This is a genomic window from Anaeromusa sp., from assembly GCF_028691475.1.
GTDB lineage: Bacteria > Bacillota > Negativicutes > Anaeromusales > Anaeromusaceae > Anaeromusa.
In genome coordinates, this window is record NZ_JAQUZF010000056.1 from 1 (window position 1) to 16,458 (window position 16,458).

The 16,458-nt window shown below is 53.8% G+C and carries 13 protein-coding genes and 1 tRNA gene; 8 read left to right on the forward strand and 6 right to left on the reverse strand.

Annotation, left to right across the window (positions count from 1 at the left end; all coding sequences use genetic code 11):
- Both PHF27_RS08570 and PHF27_RS08575 read left to right on the forward strand, forming a co-directional pair.
- A partial coding sequence (locus tag PHF27_RS08570) for an HD domain-containing phosphohydrolase (RefSeq protein ID WP_300068563.1) occupies nt 1-1,792 on the forward strand: 1,792 nt, incomplete at its 5' end.
- A 178-nt stretch (nt 1,793-1,970) separates the two neighbouring features.
- A complete protein-coding gene (locus PHF27_RS08575) occupies nt 1,971-2,117 on the forward strand; it encodes a hypothetical protein (RefSeq protein WP_300068566.1) in 147 nt (48 codons plus the stop codon).
- Between the two features lie 118 nt (nt 2,118-2,235).
- Here PHF27_RS08575 and PHF27_RS08580 read toward each other — a convergent pair whose 3' ends face one another.
- The 6 genes from PHF27_RS08580 to PHF27_RS08605 form a co-directional block, all read right to left on the reverse strand.
- Nucleotides 2,236-3,543, reverse strand: a complete 1,308-nt coding sequence (locus PHF27_RS08580; protein ID WP_300068568.1) for a Na+/H+ antiporter NhaC family protein — start codon at nt 3,541-3,543, stop codon at nt 2,236-2,238.
- 241 nt (nt 3,544-3,784) lie between these two features.
- Nucleotides 3,785-3,861 (reverse strand) — tRNA-Arg (locus tag PHF27_RS08585).
- A gap of 231 nt (nt 3,862-4,092) precedes the next feature.
- Nucleotides 4,093-4,374 (reverse strand): hypothetical protein, encoded by a 282-nt coding sequence (locus PHF27_RS08590; protein WP_300068571.1) that lies wholly within the window; start codon nt 4,372-4,374, stop codon nt 4,093-4,095.
- A 21-nt stretch (nt 4,375-4,395) separates the two neighbouring features.
- Nucleotides 4,396-5,088, reverse strand: coding sequence for a histidine phosphatase family protein (locus PHF27_RS08595; protein WP_300068574.1), 693 nt, complete (start codon nt 5,086-5,088; stop codon nt 4,396-4,398).
- Between the two features lie 290 nt (nt 5,089-5,378).
- Nucleotides 5,379-7,478, reverse strand: a complete 2,100-nt coding sequence (locus tag PHF27_RS08600; protein ID WP_300068576.1) for an RNA degradosome polyphosphate kinase — start codon at nt 7,476-7,478, stop codon at nt 5,379-5,381.
- A gap of 4 nt (nt 7,479-7,482) precedes the next feature.
- Entirely contained in the window at nt 7,483-9,033 is a 1,551-nt protein-coding gene (locus PHF27_RS08605) for an HD domain-containing protein (protein ID WP_300068579.1), read from the reverse strand.
- A 186-nt stretch (nt 9,034-9,219) separates the two neighbouring features.
- On the opposite strand from PHF27_RS08605, the gene PHF27_RS08610 reads away from it, so the two are divergent.
- From PHF27_RS08610 to PHF27_RS08635, 6 genes are all read left to right on the forward strand, one after another.
- A complete protein-coding gene (locus PHF27_RS08610) occupies nt 9,220-10,743 on the forward strand; it encodes a Ppx/GppA phosphatase family protein (protein ID WP_300068581.1) in 1,524 nt (507 codons plus the stop codon).
- Entirely contained in the window at nt 10,743-11,528 is a 786-nt protein-coding gene (locus PHF27_RS08615) for an HD domain-containing protein (RefSeq protein ID WP_300068582.1), read from the forward strand. The genes PHF27_RS08610 and PHF27_RS08615 overlap by 1 nt, the downstream gene beginning before the upstream one ends.
- 9 nt (nt 11,529-11,537) lie before the next feature.
- The gene (locus PHF27_RS08620) at nt 11,538-12,293 is read left to right on the forward strand and encodes an ABC transporter ATP-binding protein (RefSeq protein WP_300068584.1); all 756 of its coding nucleotides are present in this window, start codon (nt 11,538-11,540) and stop codon (nt 12,291-12,293) included.
- A complete protein-coding gene (locus PHF27_RS08625; protein ID WP_300068586.1) occupies nt 12,286-14,730 on the forward strand; it encodes an ABC transporter permease in 2,445 nt (814 codons plus the stop codon). Before PHF27_RS08620 ends, PHF27_RS08625 begins: the two co-directional genes overlap by 8 nt.
- A 20-nt stretch (nt 14,731-14,750) precedes the next feature.
- Entirely contained in the window at nt 14,751-15,653 is a 903-nt protein-coding gene (locus tag PHF27_RS08630; RefSeq protein WP_300068589.1) for an efflux RND transporter periplasmic adaptor subunit, read from the forward strand.
- A 92-nt stretch (nt 15,654-15,745) separates the two neighbouring features.
- Nucleotides 15,746-16,276 (forward strand): hypothetical protein, encoded by a 531-nt coding sequence (locus PHF27_RS08635; protein WP_300068592.1) that lies wholly within the window; start codon nt 15,746-15,748, stop codon nt 16,274-16,276.
- The last annotated feature ends 182 nt before the right edge of the window (nt 16,277-16,458 follow it).

A 16,458-nucleotide genomic window follows, 5' to 3' on the forward strand; every position in this document is an offset into this window, starting at 1 on the left:
GGAAGAAAAAGAGAGGCTGCGCTTTGAAGAAGACTGGGAGACGCGGTTAGCGGCCTCTCCGGATCTACAGGAACAATTGCGCCGAGGAGAGAGCGTTAAAGGCTTAGCCATCTTAAATGGGCGACCGGTGTTAGTTGCGGCGCAGCAAATTTTGCACAGCGATAAACGAGGGCCTAGTGCTGGTTATTTGGTGATGTTTCAAGCGGTGGATGCGGATTTGCTGAAGGAATTTTCACAGATGCTGCAAGCGTCGCTGGTTTTGGAGCAAGATAAGACGCTGCAGGAGCATTATGGGCAGATAGCGGGCGCTTGGTTTGAGGAGAAAGACGAACGGCTAATTCGGGCGTATTGGCCGCTGGAGGATATTTTCGGTCAGTATGGAATGGTGCTGCGTTTGGATATAGAGCGGCATTTATACCAAGAGATGCATCATCAATATCAGTACTTCTTTTTGTTGAGCCTTGCGGTGTTAATCATGTCTTTGTTTGTTTCTGTGTATGGCTTGGATGTGCTCTTGACCAGACGGCTCAGGCGGCTAGGGGATTTTTTGGCGGATATTCGCAATGTTGGAAGTGAAAAACAGTTTAAACTTCCTAGCGGCGGCAATGATGAGCTGGCTCAGATTGCGGAAAAAATAGAAAAGATGTTGGAACGGTTACGAGAGGATCGCTATCAGATCGACAAACTGAACCAAGCGCTGCAGGGAGAATTAAAAGAGCGTCAAAAAGCAGAGGGACAGATGCAGTACCATTGCTGGCATGACGCGCTGACAGGGCTCTATAACCGTACGTTTTTAGAGATTGTACTGAATGAATACGCCCAAAGCGGCGTGAAAGGGTTTGGCATAATTTGCGGCGATTTGGACGGCTTGAAGATTGTCAATGATACCTTGGGCCATGAAGCCGGTGATGCGCTCTTGCGGCGGACGGCTGACTTGTTCCGAAAAATTTTGCCGGAGTCGGCCATTACGGTGCGGACTGGCGGCGATGAATTTGTTTCGTTGTTAATCGACATCCGCGAAGAAGACCTGTGGAATTGGTACCAGCGGCTGCAAACGGAAGCGCAAAAACAGGATGGCGGTCAGATGCCGCTGCAAATTTCCTTTGGCTGCCGCTATCAAGAATGCTGCGTGCCTGGCGGCGATGAGCTGCATAATTTACTGCGTGAAGCGGACGATGCTATGTATCGCCAGAAGAATTTCCGCAAGCAAAGCACGCGGGGCGTAGTCATTCAAGCGTTGCTAAAAATGATTGAGCTTCACGAGTCTGTAACTAACGGGCATTCGCAGCGTCTAAAAAGGTTGGCGGAAAAGCTGGCCCGGGAGATGGGCCTGACAGAAGAACAAGTTGAAAAAGTAATCTTGCTGGCGCAGTTTCGTGAGATTGGCCGTATCGGCTTGCCGGAGCCGTTGTTGACCAAACAAGAGCCTCTGACCGAAGCGGAGCGGCAAGAAATACAGCGTCATGCGGAAATCGGCTATCGCATTGCCCTGGTCATTCCCGAGCTGGAGAGCATTGCCGAGCTGATCCGTACGCATCATGAATGGTGGAATGGCAAAGGCTATCCCCGGGGGCTCAAAGGCGAGGAGATTCCGCTGGAAAGCCGGATTGTGGCCATTGTTGACGCCTATGACGCCATGACGAACTTTAGCGTTTACCGCGCAACGCGGGAAGCCGAACAAGTGGAACTGGAATTGCGCCGCGGCAGAGGCTTGCAGTTTGATCCGGTGCTGCTGGACGTGTTCTTGGAAAAAATGCTGGGTGAGGAAAAGCAGACTCAGGAAGTGGAATGATCAGGCTTCTCATATAAAAAAGACCGCTAAGCGGTCTTGTGAGAGCACGGAGATTGAACAAGAGTCGCGGGAGTCGCGAGAGGGTACGAATGAGGGTTACGGGGTACGGTTTTATTCTAAAAACACACGAAGAGATTGCTTCACTGCGTTCGCAATGACGCCGTCTAGCTAGCTCATTATGTCGTTGCGAGGAGTGCAGCGACGCGGCAATCTCCCCGCGGGAATTGAACAAGAGAACCGGCGACAGCACGTGATGTGCTTGACGGTACGTGATGTACCTAATGCCGGCGATGCCAAGGATGGCATAATCGCCGGTCTCCTCTGAAAACCATGGAAGGCATGGCAACCGACGTCTACTTTTCGAACCCTCACTCTACTCACTCTACTCTTGTTCAAAAATATCGTGCCCTCCTTCGAACCCTCTGGTTCTCCGATTCTCCTGTTCAATCTTTATTTCTTGTTTTTAACAGCCACCATAAGGGAACCAGGAAGAGGTAAAAAGCATAGGGAATGAAGGAGGCGTCTGCGCCCAACGCGGCGGCCGGTACAGCACCGGCGATGTTCCAGGGAATGACCACAGAGAGGAGCACGACCGAGTTTTCTAGATCCAGCGCCAGGCGAGACGCGCTGAGGCGGCAACTGGCGTAGGTTTTGTGCGCCAATTGGTAGGTAAGCAAAATAGCTAATGTTTGGTTGCAGCTAAAAGCGGCGGTTCCCAGGCTGGAGAGCAGCAAGGAGGCAAACGGACTGGTACGCTGGCTCAACTTCATTAAAGCGTTTTCGAAACTCTGCAGCAGGTTTGTACCGGCGAAGATGCCGGCATAGGCGGAGGAGATAAGCACGATCAAAGCGACATTAAGCATGGAGAAAAGTCCGCCCCCTTGGATGATGCCGGCAAAAAAACCTGTATGGTCCGAAGTGTAGCCCCAAATGACGTAGTGGAACAGCTGCATAGCGGAGACTTGCTGCACCCAGAGGCTGAGGAAGACGCCAAGGAGGATGCTGACCCCCATGGCCAGCTTAACGTCGGTGCGGCAAGCGCCTAGGATCAAAATGACCAGAGCCGGCAGCAGCGTAAACGGGGATAGGTTGAAAGTAGCAGCGATTTCCTGAGAAATGCTGTCCGCTTGAAATTGGAGCGGATGATTTTGGGACAGCCAGACGTAGGCTAGCGTGGAGAGGAAAAAAGGAATCCAAGCGGAGCGAAACATGTTTTTCAGGTTATCGTAAAGGTTGGTACCGGTAAGGACGGCGACTAAGTTGGCGCTGGAGGACATGGGCGAAGAACGGTCGCCAAAGTACGCCCCTGCGATGATGGCTCCGGCCGCCATGGAGACGTCCATATGTCCGCTCTGCGCCAGCACCATAAGCACGACGCCGATAGTGCCGGCGGTGCCGAAGGAAGTGCCTAGGAGAAAGGAAACCAGCGAGCAAAGGAGAAAAGCGCCTGGGAGGAAGTAATCACCAGGCATCCAGGCGATACCGTAGTAGACAATGGTGGAGATGGTGCCGGCAGAGCGCCAAACAGCGGTGATGACGCCGATAAGCACGAAGATTTTGATGACAATCAAGGATTTGCGTGAACCTGCGAGCATCATACTTCCTAAGGACCGTAAAGAATGTCCCTGGCGCATCGCCAAAGCGGTGAAGGCGGCCAGGCCCAGCAAAAGCGGATAAAGAAGCGGGATATGCTGCTGAACGCTGAAGAGGAGACCCACAAAGAAGAGGCCGAACACAAAGCCTGTATGCATGAAATCAACTCATTTCGTGATAATCTCGGGGGAGCGCGCGGTCCTTTGCGGGTTGGTCCGGAGCGGCCGCTGTTAGATTACATAAAACAAGAAACAATAAAATAACAACAACTGTTTTTCAGAGGCGGCCGACCTGTGCTGCTGGTGATAAAACTGAGAAAAAATAGAGGCGGCCTGTGAGGCGGTAAAATTACGCAAGCATAAAAAAATCCTCCGACAAAGTCGGAGGATTAATTTTCAATGGTGACCCCGGCAGGATTCGAACCTGCGGCCTTTTGATTCGTAGTCAAACGCTCTATCCAGCTGAGCTACGGAGTCATGTGTTTAATGGACGAGATTTATATTAGCACGACGAGAAGGGGATGTCAACAGAAAAAATGTTCATCCACAGAGAAATGCACAAATCCACAGGTTTATCCACAATGAAAGTGTGTAAAACAGGGGGCTCAGCCGACTTTTCAACATTTTGAGACGGGACTTATCCACCGTTTTGTTGAAAATGTGGATAAGTGTGTGGATAAGTGTGGATAAGTGTGGATAAGCTGTGGGTTACTCTACCGGGCGGCTCCAGTCCACATGAACTCCGGTAGCTTGCCATAAATAGCCCAAAATTCGCTGGAAATTTTCTTTGCTTTCCGAGGCCAGCAAGGTGACTTCAACAAACTCGGTCAGTGATTCCTGGGGAAGTTTCAAGGTGTGCTGTTGTGCTAAAAAAGCTTCCGTAGCTTGGCGTTTTTCTTCGTTCGGCAAGACGACGGAGAGGGCATGCGAGGCTTCATTGAACTCAACATAACCCAAATCATTTCCAAAGCTGATTGCAACACGGTACATAGTAATCCAACCTTTCTTCTTTTAAAGATCCAACAAAATTTTGTCGCCAAAACCGGCGCTGATCAGATGCGCGGTGTCATTAAGGCGTTCGATGGCATTTTCGTGCCAGCGGTTGCAGCGCAGCACCGTTAAACTGGCTGGGGCTACTTCAAAGGAAAAATTGTGATGAACGGCGCCAGAGACGCCTAAGCCCAGCCACCAACAGAGAATGTTGATGATGGTGCCTCTATGGGCCACAATGACCAGGGGGCGGCGCTGGCGGGCGGTAAGCTCTTCCATGGCGGCGGCAACGCGATTGTAAAACTGGCGTCGTGACTCGCCTTCCGGGTAATGCTGCCAATCGAGAATCGGGGTTGTTTTAGGCAAGGACAGCTTGCGGGCTTCCGCCTCGGTTTTGCCTGCGGCGATGCCATTGTTCATTTCGCGCAGACCTGGATGCTGTGTGAGGGAGTGGCCGAAAGGCTGCCCGAGGATCTGGGCTGTCTGTACGGCGCGTTTTAAGTCGCTGGCGACGAGGTCGAAAGCATGGCCTGTAAAATGCGGCTCCAGGCGTTTTGCAAGGGCCTCAATCTGGCGGCAGCCTACTGGCGTGAGATCGACGTCAGTCCAACCGCCGGTTAGTCCGCGGGTATGGTGTTCGGCCTGCCCGTGGCGGACAAGAAGAATCGATTTCAAGAGCAGCCCTCCTTTTTTGATATCTCTCTTATTTTGCAATGTTTCGCCGCTGGGTGCAAGGAAAAAATGAAAAAACCGCTTGCGCGGTTCTTGGGGACAGGAAAATGGAACAAAAGAAAGGGGGACGAATTTTTGAACAAGAATCGGAGAATCGGAGGGGACGCAGGAGGGTTACGGGGTGCGATGTTTTGAACAGGAGTAGAGTGAGTAGAGTGAGGGTACGAGAAGACAAAAATAAAAATACATTCCTTCGAACCCTCAGTCGAGCCCTCCATTTACTCCCTCTACTCCTGTTAACATTTCATTTCCCCGTAACTTTTCTGCTTCTTCTAGGTGTCTTTCCGCTGCATGGGCTGGAGGCGCTGTTCCAGGGTCCAGGTCTTTTGTGCGGCCTTGTGGGCTAGACGGCAGAATTCCGCTTGGCTGGAAAAAGCGTCAATTTTTTTGTCTACGCGGCGATAGACGCCGTCGGAACGCAAGGTGTGGGCTTTTCTTCCATCCTTGAGAAAGAGACTGAACATAGCGCGGATGCGAGCGGCGTGTCGAATATCGTCGATAGGAAAAAGCAGCTCTACCCGCTCATTGAGGTTGCGGGGCATCCAATCGGCGCTGGAAAGATAGACTTTAGCTTCATCGCAAACACCGAAAATAAAGATGCGGTGATGCTCTAGAAAACGACCGACAATGCTGCGGACGGTAATGTTGTCGCTGACGCCGGGGATGCCTGGACGCAGACCGCAAATGCCGCGGATAATGAGATCAATAGAAACGCCAGCGGCAGAGGCTTCGTAGAGTTTCAGGATGATGCCTTTGTCAATGAGAGAGTTCATTTTTGCGCTGATATGTGCGGGCTGTCCGTTTTGGGCGGCGGCGATCTGTTCATCCACAAGTTCATAAAAGCGCTCGCGCATATTCAGCGGCGCCACGATGAATTTATTCCAGACCGGCGGGTCGGAGTAGCCGGAAAGCATGTTGAAAAACGACGAGGCGTCGGCGCCAAAGGCGTCGTTGGCGGTGAAGAGGCCTAGATCTGTGTAGATGCGGGCCGTGGAGTCATTGTAGTTGCCGGTTCCCAAATGTACATAACGGCAAATGCCGTCTTCTTCCTGGCGTACGACTAAAGCGATTTTGGAATGGGTTTTCAAGCCCATCAAGCCGTAGATGACATGCGCGCCGGCTTCTTCCAGGCGTTTGGCCCACTGGATGTTATTTTCTTCGTCAAAGCGGGCTTTGAGCTCCACGAGGACCGTAACCTGCTTGCCGTTCTCTGCGGCTTCCATTAGGGCTCGGACAATGGGAGAATTGCCGCTGACCCGGTACAGCGTCTGCTTAATGGCCAATACCTGGGGATCAAGGGCTGCTTGGCGGATGAAATCCACTACCGGCTCAAAGCTTTCGTAGGGATGGTGCAGCAAAATATCGCCCTGGCGGATGGCGGCGAAGATGTCTTCTGCTTCGGCCAGGGCCGCCGGCAGGGGCGCTTGATAAGGGGCGTGACGCAAATGAGCGGCGCCCGAAATATCAGCGAAACGGAAAAAGCACGTAGTATCTAAAGGTCCGTTAATTTCGTAAATATCTTGTCCGGAGATATCCAGCTCTTCTTGTAAGGCGGCCTGCAGTTCCTTGTTGCCGTGCTTGGAGACTTCCAATCGTACAGCCGGGCCGCGCTTACGTTGTTTGAGGGCGCTTTCCACCTCTTCCAGCAGGTCTTCGGCTTCGTCCTCGTCAATAAACATGTCGGCGTTGCGAGTGATGCGGAAAAAGAGCGGCTGGCTCAGTGTATAGCCCTGAAACAGGCGGGAGCAATAGGCGGCGATGATGTCTTCTAAAAATAAGAAATGACGTTCTTCCTGCGGAGCGAAAGGAACTTCCAGCAAGCGGGGCAATACGGAGGGCACGGGAATAATGGCGATGGCCGGTTCGTCTTCGTCAGGGCGGGTTAATTGTACGGCCAGATTTAGGCTGCGATTGGCCAAGAAGGGGAAAGGATGGCTGGCGTCCACGCCCAGAGGGGTGAGAACCGGGTAAATGGTGCGGTGAAAGGTATGATCCAGCCATTCTTGCTGTTGGGGGGATAAGGCATCAATGCTGCGCAGGCAGAGCTTTGCGTCGCATAAGGCCGGGATGAGCGTGCGCAGCTGTTTGTACTGGTTTTTGACCAGCTCATGAGCCATTTCGGAAATGCGTTCTAATTGCTGAGCTACGGTAAGGCCGGCGGCGTCGGTTTTGTTGATGCCTGACTCAAGTTGGTGTTTGAGGCCGGCGACGCGAATCATAAAGAATTCGTCCAAATTGGAGGCAGTGATGGCGATAAAGCGCAGCCGTTCCAAAAGAGGCGTTGCCGTGTCGCCTGCTTCGCTGAGGACTCGGTTGTTGAACTTGAGCCAGCTTAGTTCGCGATTAAAAAAGTATTCCGGTTTATCAAACATGGTATCAACCTGCCTGTCGTATTAAGATGGGACGAATGCCGAAGACATTTTCAAAAAAGGAAGCCTTGTCGGCAAAGGTCCATTGTTCTAGCGCATAATCTTCGCGAGTGGTGACGGTGACGAGCAGCTCTTCGCCGCGAAAGGTCAATTCGATTTTAAGTGCTTTTTGACGATGCGTGCGATCAATGGCGTCCGCCAGACGAATGATGGCGGCCAATTTAGCTACTGTCATTTGTTCTTGCACGCTCAAGCCGCTCAAAGTCGGATCAGAAGGCCGCGGCGTGCCTTTGGAATGGTATTGCGCTACGCAGGCCATGATCAGTTTTTCTTTTTCCGAAAAACCGAGAATGTCCGAAGACAAAATAAGGCGGTGTGAAAACAAGTAATGGCTGCGCAGGCTGACGAATTTGCCGATGTCATGCAAAAGGGCGGCGCCTTCCAGGAGCTGCCGTTCTCGCTTTCCTAAACCGTGGGCGCGGTGAAGTTTGTCGAAAAGCTGCAAGGAGACTGCGGCAACCGCTTCGGAGTGGCCGTCATGCTGATGGTATTTTTTAGCCAGCGAGCGGATGAGGCTGAAGGTCTGCTTGTCGATTTCATCCATCCAAAGGTGCTTTGTTTTCTGGGCGATATGGCAGACGGTCATGCCGTCGAGAAACTGATCGTTGACGACGGCCAGCTCCTGGGCTTGGCAGAGAGAAAGCAGTTGCTGGTACAGGATAATGGTCGGCAAGGCCATGTCCGCTTTGGCTTCGCTGAGGGCAAAGGCTTGCATGACTTGAGAAAGGTTGAGCTTGTGCAATTTCTTGTACAAAACCAGGAACTCTTCTTGTTTGACCGAGTCCAGCGCGCTTCGTGTTTTGCGGCCCAACATCTGCAAAAACAGCTCCGTATCCGGCCCGGAGAGGACTACATAGCGGATGGTGTGCCCCGCCAGGGCTGGCCGAACCGGCTCGATGACACTGAAAATGTATTCGCCTAAGGCTTGCTGAAAGGAGAGGGAGTCTCGCTGGGTTTTATTGAAGCTTTCCTTGATGCGCAGCACGCCGATATGAATGTTCTGTTGGTAGAGAATGCGGCCGTTGCGGTAGAGGGTAATGCCCAAGCCGCCGGAAGTAATGTCTACAAAGAGCAAAGCTTCCTTGCCGGCTGTTAAGCCGAGAACTTGCATTTTGCGAAAAATCGCCACATATTTAAAAAAGATTTCCTGGGGCATGTCGATGACCTCTGCCTCTAGGTCGGCTTTAATTTGAATTTGGTCGATAATATAGGGTTGATTGGCGGCCTCGCGAATGGCAGTAGTCGCCATGAGTCGGTAATCGCGCACCCCGTATTCCGTCAGCTTGCGGCGAAATCCTTTAAGAATATCGCACAACTGGGCCACCGTATCGGTGCCGATGCGTCCGGTTTGAAAGGTTTCTTCGCCCAAAGAAATCTGCCGGTGTATGTTCTCAAGAACGCGTATGGTTTCTAAATTGTGGTATTCTACAATTTGCAGGCTGACTTGCTCGGAGCCTACATGAATGGCTGCAAAGAGACTGGGATGGTTTTTGTGCATGAAATCACCTCGCGGCATTACGTTTTTAAGTACATTCTCCCTGCAGATGCCCAAATCCCTGCCGCGTTACTTTAAGGTTGTGTAAAATCTCGACACTGCAGGAATGTTTTTCGCTTTTTTTGCAGGATTTTTTTATAAAACGCGAATATAGAGAAGAGGCAGTGTACGGAGAAAGGAAGTCTTGGCATGAAAGAGCGGGAACGAGTGGCTATTATTGACCTGGGATCGAACTCGGCGCGGCTGATTGTGGTGGATATTGACCGAAGAGGCGCCTATAATTTGGTATATAATCAAAAAGAGACGGTCCGGCTGGGGGAAGGCTTAGCCGCTACAGGGCAATTGCAGGAGGCGGCTATGCGGCGGGCGGTAGGCACGCTGCAGGTGTTTGCCCATATGAACCAGTTGTTTAAAGTGGACAAGGTCTTGGCCGTAGCGACCGCGGCGGTGCGCAATGCTAAAAATGGCGCTGATTTTTTGCGGCAAGCTAAAAAAGAGACAGGCATTCCGCTGCGGGTGATCAGTGGCGAAGCGGAAGCAAAATTGGGGTATTTGGGCGTAGTAAACACCTTGGATATTGAAGAAGGCATTGTGTTCGACTTGGGCGGCGCCAGTACCGAGTTGACACTAATTAAAGGGCGCAAAGCGCAGACCGCGGTCAGTATGCCTTTTGGCGCGGTGACGCTGACGGAGTACCTGGGGGCGCGGCCGAACGAGAAAAAACTGCTGGAACTGCAAAATCATTTGTGGGATCAGTTGGTAGGCTTAAGCTGGCTTAAGGACAGCGGCGTACCGCTGATTGGCATTGGCGGCACGGCGCGGAACATTGCCAAAATGGATCAACGCAAAAAAGGCTATCCTTTTCCCAAAGTGCATAATTATCGCCTCGGGAAAATGGCGTTCCAGGAACTCTACCGCAGTTTGGCGGGGATGACGTTGTCCCAGCGCCGCAAAGTGCCAGGGTTAAGTAATGAACGGGCGGATATTATTGTGCCGGGCCTGGCGATTGTTAATGCACTGTTTGACATAACCTCCAGCCAGCAGTTTTTGGTAAGCGGCTGCGGCGTGCGCGAAGGCTTGTTTATGCAGTATTACCAGTCGCGTCATGGCGAGGGGGAATTGGTACGGGATATTTTAGAGCATAGTACGCATAATATGATGTTGTCCTATAATTTGGATGAAACGCACGCGCAGCATGTGGCTAGCTTGGCGGATCAACTTTGGCAGGGCTGGGGAGACCGGGCGGAGCTGGGGGCGCGGGAGCGGAGGTTGCTGCGCGTGTCGGCCTTGCTGCATGATATCGGCATTTCCATCAATTATTACGATCATCCCCGGCACAGCGCTTATTTGGTGGAGAACGCCCGGCTTTTCGGTCTGACCCACAGAGAGCAGATGTTGTGCGCCGTAATGGCTGGCTGGCATAACGGTCTTTCTATGAAATACGTTCGCAACCGCATGTATAGCGAATTCCTGGACGAGGGAGACTGGATGCGGGCGCGCAAGCTGAGCTTGCTGCTCGCCGTGGCGGAAGCGTTGGATACGACGCAAATGCAGCTGGTACGCCGGGTGAAGGCGGGTTTTGACCTGGAAAACGGGTTGGCTCTCTTGGAACTAGAACTGCGGGAAGCGGCGGTTATTGAACAAGAAAACGTGAATAAGCTGAAAAAAGCTTTTAAAAAGGAATTCAATCTGGAATTGACGGTGATGGCGTAATGACGGAAATGACGGTCCCGTGGCAGAAAACGCTGGCTTCTTGGTGGGAGTCCTATGTGCGGCGTTTTTGGGGACGAGATGAAGAGACCGATTACCATGTGCGGCTGAAGGTGGCTCACACGGCGCGGGTAAGGAATATTGCGCGGCAATTGATGCACCCAAGAGAATTGCCGGCGCAGGAATTGGCTTTGGTGGATGCTGCGGCCTTGCTCCATGATGTGGGACGTTTTCCGCAATATTGGCAGTATCGGACGTTTCGGGACTTATTGTCGGTGGATCATGCAGACTTGGGCGCTAAAACGCTGGATGAAGAAGGCGTCTGGCAGTGGCTGCCGCCGGAAGCGGCGGTAGTGCTGCGGCAGGCGGTGGTCTGGCACAACAAGCGGGCGTTGCCGCCAGAAGCCGCTGGGGCGGCGTGGCTGCCGGCGCAAGTGGTCCGGGATGCGGACAAGCTGGATATTTTCGACATGCTTACAACAGACAAAGAATATCGCATGCCGCCTACGGACGGAATTTCCCAAGCAGGCGGCGTGTCCGAGGAAATTGCCGATATGGTGGCTGCCGGGAGGCTGGGCTTGCCGGCGCAGGTGAAAACAGCGGCGGATCAGCAAGCCTTTCGCATTTCCTGGGTGTATGATCTTAATACGGTGGAAGCCGTACGTTATGTTGACCGGGCCGGATTCTTACCGCTGCTGCTGGCGGCTCTGCCGGAGGGAGAGGCAAAGGTTCGGATTGGGCAGGCGGTAGAGGCTTGTGTGAAGCGGCGGTTGGCAACAGAGGCATAGGAGGCTGCTATGGGAAAAGGCAGGCGGTTTTGGCTGGAAGAAGCGGTGGACATTGCGGCGAAAGAAGCTGCCTGGGCGGTAGAGCTGCAGGGGGTCTGCAAGACCTATGTTACTGGCGCCGGCGAGTTTTCGGCCCTGAAAGGCGTCAATCTGACCGTAGCTGCTGGAGAGTTTGTGGCGGTCATTGGCAAGTCAGGGAGCGGCAAATCGACGCTGATCAATATGATCACAGGCATTGACAGGCCTACGGCAGGGGAAGTCTGGGTGGCGGGAACGCCAGTGCACCGTCTTTCGGAGAATCAAAGCGCTATTTGGCGGGGGCGAACGGTGGGGGTGGTCTTTCAGTTCTTTCAGTTGCTGCCTACTTTGACGGCCTTGGAAAATGTTATGCTTCCTATGGATTTTTGCAATGTCCATGCGTGGGAGGAACGGCCGCAGCGGGCGTTGGATCTGTTGGAACTTGTTGGCGTAGCCGATCAGGCGGACAAGCTGCCGGCTAATTTGTCCGGCGGACAGCAGCAGCGGGTGGCTATTGCCCGCTCGCTCGCCAATGATCCGCCGCTGTTGGTGGCGGATGAGCCTACGGGAAATTTGGACACCCAGACGGCGGAGGCGGTGATTGCTTTGTTCAAAAGGCTGTCGCAAGCGGGAAAAACCATTATTATGGTTACTCACGACGGCGAGCTGGCCCGTCAAGGCAGCCGCATTGTTACCGTAGCGGAAGGACGGATTTTAGAGGCCGACGGGGCGGCCGCAGATGGCTAGGGGCGCTTGGGTGCGGCCTCGCTGGCGCAAGGTGTGGGCCGATCTTTGGGGCAACAAGCTGCGCACGCTGCTGGTGGTGCTTTCTATTGCTGTCGGCGTTTTTGCGGTAGGCATGGTCTATAGTTCCTATTTGATGTTTTCCAGAGATTTGACCCAAAGCTGGACGATGGCGGCGCCGGCGAATGCCGCAGTATACGCGGATCCTTTTGACGAAGAACTGGTGCAGAGCGTTCGCAGCCTTCGCGGCGTCAAGGAGGCCGAAGGACGGCGCAATGTGGATCTGCGCGTGCGCGGCGGGGACGGTCAGTGGCGCCAGATGTGGCTGATTGCCATCCCTGACTATGACAAGCAAAAGGTCAATCTTGTAAAAAGCGAGGCTGGGGCCTGGCCGGCCCGAGACGGCGAGGTGCTGCTGGAGCGTTCCTCCTTTAAGGAGTTGGGACTGAGCATCGGTCAGTATATGAAGGTGGAAACAGCGGCTGGGCGCACGCGCTTGATGAAGGTGAGCGGCCGGGTGTATGACGCCAGCCAGATTCCCAGCGTCTTTACTGGCCGCGCCTATGGTTACATTACTATGGATACCTTAGAGAAGCTGGATGAAGAAAGACGGCTGGATCAGGTAAACTTTATTTTGCAGCCGTCGGTGCTGGCCGGCAAGGATAAGGAAAGTGCGGTTCAGGCCATCGAAGCGGTGGGGCGCAGAGCCTGGAATAAGCTGGAGCAAGGAGACACGACCGTATTTTGGCTGCAAGTGAACAAGCCTGGCGAGCACCAGCTACAGGGGGCCATCGACGCGCTGCTGCTTCTGCTGGCGGTGTTGGGCGTGCTGTCGCTGCTGTTGGGGGCGTTGCTGCTGGTGAATACGGTTTCTGCTATTTTGACGCAGCAAGTGCGCCAAGTGGGCATTATGAAAGCGATTGGCGCTAAAAGAGCGCAGCTGATGCGCATGTATTTGACCCTGGTAGCGGCGTACGGCGTGTTGGCCCTGGCGGTGGCGGCTCCCTTAGGAGCAGTGGCGGCGCAGCAGGTGACCGTCTTTATGGCAGCGGCCTTCAATTTTAATTCCGGCGGTCTTGAGTGGCCTCTGCCAGTTGTGCTGCTGGAGGCGGCGGTAGCTCTGGCGGTGCCTTTGGCGGCGGCGCTGTGGCCCATCTGGCAGGGAACCGGCGTAACGGTGCGGGAAGCGGTAAGTGATTACGGCATTGGCTCTGTGGCGGCCAGCGGCCGGGTGGATCGCGGCATGGATTGGATACTGGGCCGCTTGCAGCCGTTGTCGAGGCCTGTGCTCTTGTCGCTGCGCAATACCTTTCGCCGCAAAGGGCGTCTGGCGCTGACGCTGTTGACGCTGATGATGGCGGGAACCGTATTTATGGCGGTATTTTCGGTAAGAGCTTCCTTGTATGCCACCTTGGATAAGGCGTTGGAGTATTTTCAATATGACGTGGCGGTTACGTTTACGCAAAACTACCGGGCCGAGCGGGTGGAGCAGGAAGTGCTGAAGGTGCCCGGGGTGAAACGCGCGGAAGCCTGGGGCTTTAATTCCGGGCGAATTCTGCATGAGGACAGCAAGCAAGCGGAAGACGAAGCCAGCAAGAATGTGTTTTTACTGGCGCCGCCGGTAGATACGGAAATGATTGCCCCCCGTCTTGTGCAGGGGCGGTGGCTGTTGCCGGAGGACGAGAACGCCATTGTCATCAATACGGAGGTTTTCAAGGATAATCCTCACTTGCGTCTGGGAGAAGTCGGGGTGATCAAAGTGGCCAACCGACGTCTTAGGTGCGTGGTGGTGGGGGTGGCGCAAAGCCAGCTGACAGGTCCTATTTGCTATGCTCCTTACGCTTGGCTGAGCCGTGTTACCCAGGCGGCAGGCAAGGCGCGTTCCGTGCAGATTGTGGCTGCTGCGGATTCACAGCAGGCGCAGTCTCGGCTAGGGCGGGAGCTAGAGTCTCATTTGAAGAAAAACAATTTGCGCGTCCAAAACGTGGACATTACCTGGGAACAGAAGGAACGCTTGCGTTCGCAGTTTGATATTCTTACGACCTTTTTGCTGTTTATGGCGCTGCTGTTAGCGTTGGTGGGGGCGTTGGGATTGGCAGGCACCATGAGTATCAACGTGCTTGAGCGCACCCGGGAAATTGGCGTCATGCGTGCCATTGGCGCCTCCAGCCTGGCTGTGGGCAAGGTGTTTGTTGTAGAGGCCCTTTGTATCGGTCTGTTGAGCTGGCTGGCGGCATCGCTGCTGGCCCTGCCCATCGCCATGCTGCTCAGTTATCAAGTGGGGATGCTTTTCATTCAGGCGCCGTTGACGTTTTCTTTCAGTTTGTTCGGTTGGGCTGTTTGGCTGGGGCTGTCTTTATTTTTGGCGGTGGCTGCCAGCTTGCTGCCGGCGTACAATGCGACACGTCTGTGTGTGAGGGATGTCATCAGTTATGAGTAACGATAAGCGGGGGATGCTGTATGGAAGCTACAGGCTTTAAAAAAAGAAAATACGGGCTGCTGCTTTTACTGTTCCTCGTGGCGGCTGGCGGCGGCTGGTGGTATTGGCAGAGCGGCCGCCAGGAACCGCAGGCGCTGCCGCCTGTGAAAGATGACGGCAGGGTGCTTTCGGAAGGAATTGTGTTTCCGGTGCGCTATGCGCAAATCGTCATGCCGGTGGAGGGCACTATTGGCGAGATTTTTGTGCAAGAGGGGGAATTGGTGCGGCAAGGGCAGCCTTTGCTGCGCTTGGTGCGCCAGGACGTCCAGGCGCGGGTGCGGAGCGTTGACGCCGCTGCAGCCAAAGCGGCGGCAGCGGTGGAACAGGCTGAGGTCAATCTGGCGGATGCCAGAAGAGAGTGGTTCCGGCAGCGCCAATTGGCGGATAACGGGGGCATTTCCAGACAGCAGATGGATCAGGCGCAGACGATGCTAGAACGCAGCCTGACGGTGTTGGCCCAGGCTAAGGAGGAATGGCGGACTCAGCAGGAGTCGCTGCGGGAGAGTCAGGAGATTTTGGACAAGAGCGAGCTGCGTGCGCCGATGGCTGGGCGGGTGTCGTATCTGGACAAGCGTCTCGGGGAACGTGCCGATATCGGGACGGTGCTGGTGCGTATTGCCGATGAAAGCGAATGGGAAGTGCGCAGTGACGATTTAACGGAGCTTTCTATTGCCAAAGTCCGGGAAGGGGCGCCAGTGACGCTTACCTTTGACGGCATTCCGGATCTGGAGCTGCAGGGGCGGGTGAAGTTTATCCGTCCTTACGGCGAGAAGAAACGCGGCGATATTACCTATACGGTGACGATTGCGCCGGCAAGATGGGATGAGCGTTTGCGCTGGAATATGACGGCGCAAATTGCCATCAGCCCTGTGGGGAGTTTTTGAGATCATGCCGGGCTGGCGTTCAACGGCGGCAGATGGTATGATGGAAAGACTGGTGGCATACCGGAAACTCTAAAAAACTGAGGAGGAAGGGAATGAAACGGTTTTTTTGCCTGATAGCGCTTTTTTTGCTGCTGTCCCTGCCTGTGGCCGGTGCGGCGCCGTCGGCCTGGTTTGATAAGGAATTTGATTTTTCCAAAGTTAAGGTAGTATATGTGAATGATCCCAAAATAGCATCCACCTTGTCTTATGTCGGCGAAGCCGAAGGGGCGGAGATTTTTTGGAAGAACTTTCAGCCGAAGACGGTTACCCTTTTAAACGTGAATCAAGTGCTGGCGGCGCATCAGAAAAAGAGCGGCGTTGATTTGATGAAGCTTCACGAAACCAATCCTGACGAGAGCTACCGGCAGTTCATCAAAGCAGTCGGCGAGCAGAGCGAGCTGGCTATGTATACGGAACTGGGGCGTGACGAAAAAGGACGGGAGACTGTAGAATTCACGATGAATGATCCCCAAACCGGCCGGACCGTAGCGGCTTTGGTGGAAAGCATTAGTTCTAAAAAAGAACTTACAGCCGTTATCGCCTCTTTTGCGCAAGCCTTCAGCGAGAAGCTGACTGGAAAATAAGCAAAAAACGAACAGGAATGACCGGAACTATGCGAGAGCTCGGATAAAGGTCACGGAGTACGAGGATTGAACAAGAGAACCGGAGAACATGAGGGTACGAATGAGGGCCGGGGAACCGGTTTTTAAACAGGAGTAGAGGGAGTAATCGGAGGGTTCGAATATTCCCGAAGCGATAAAAAAGC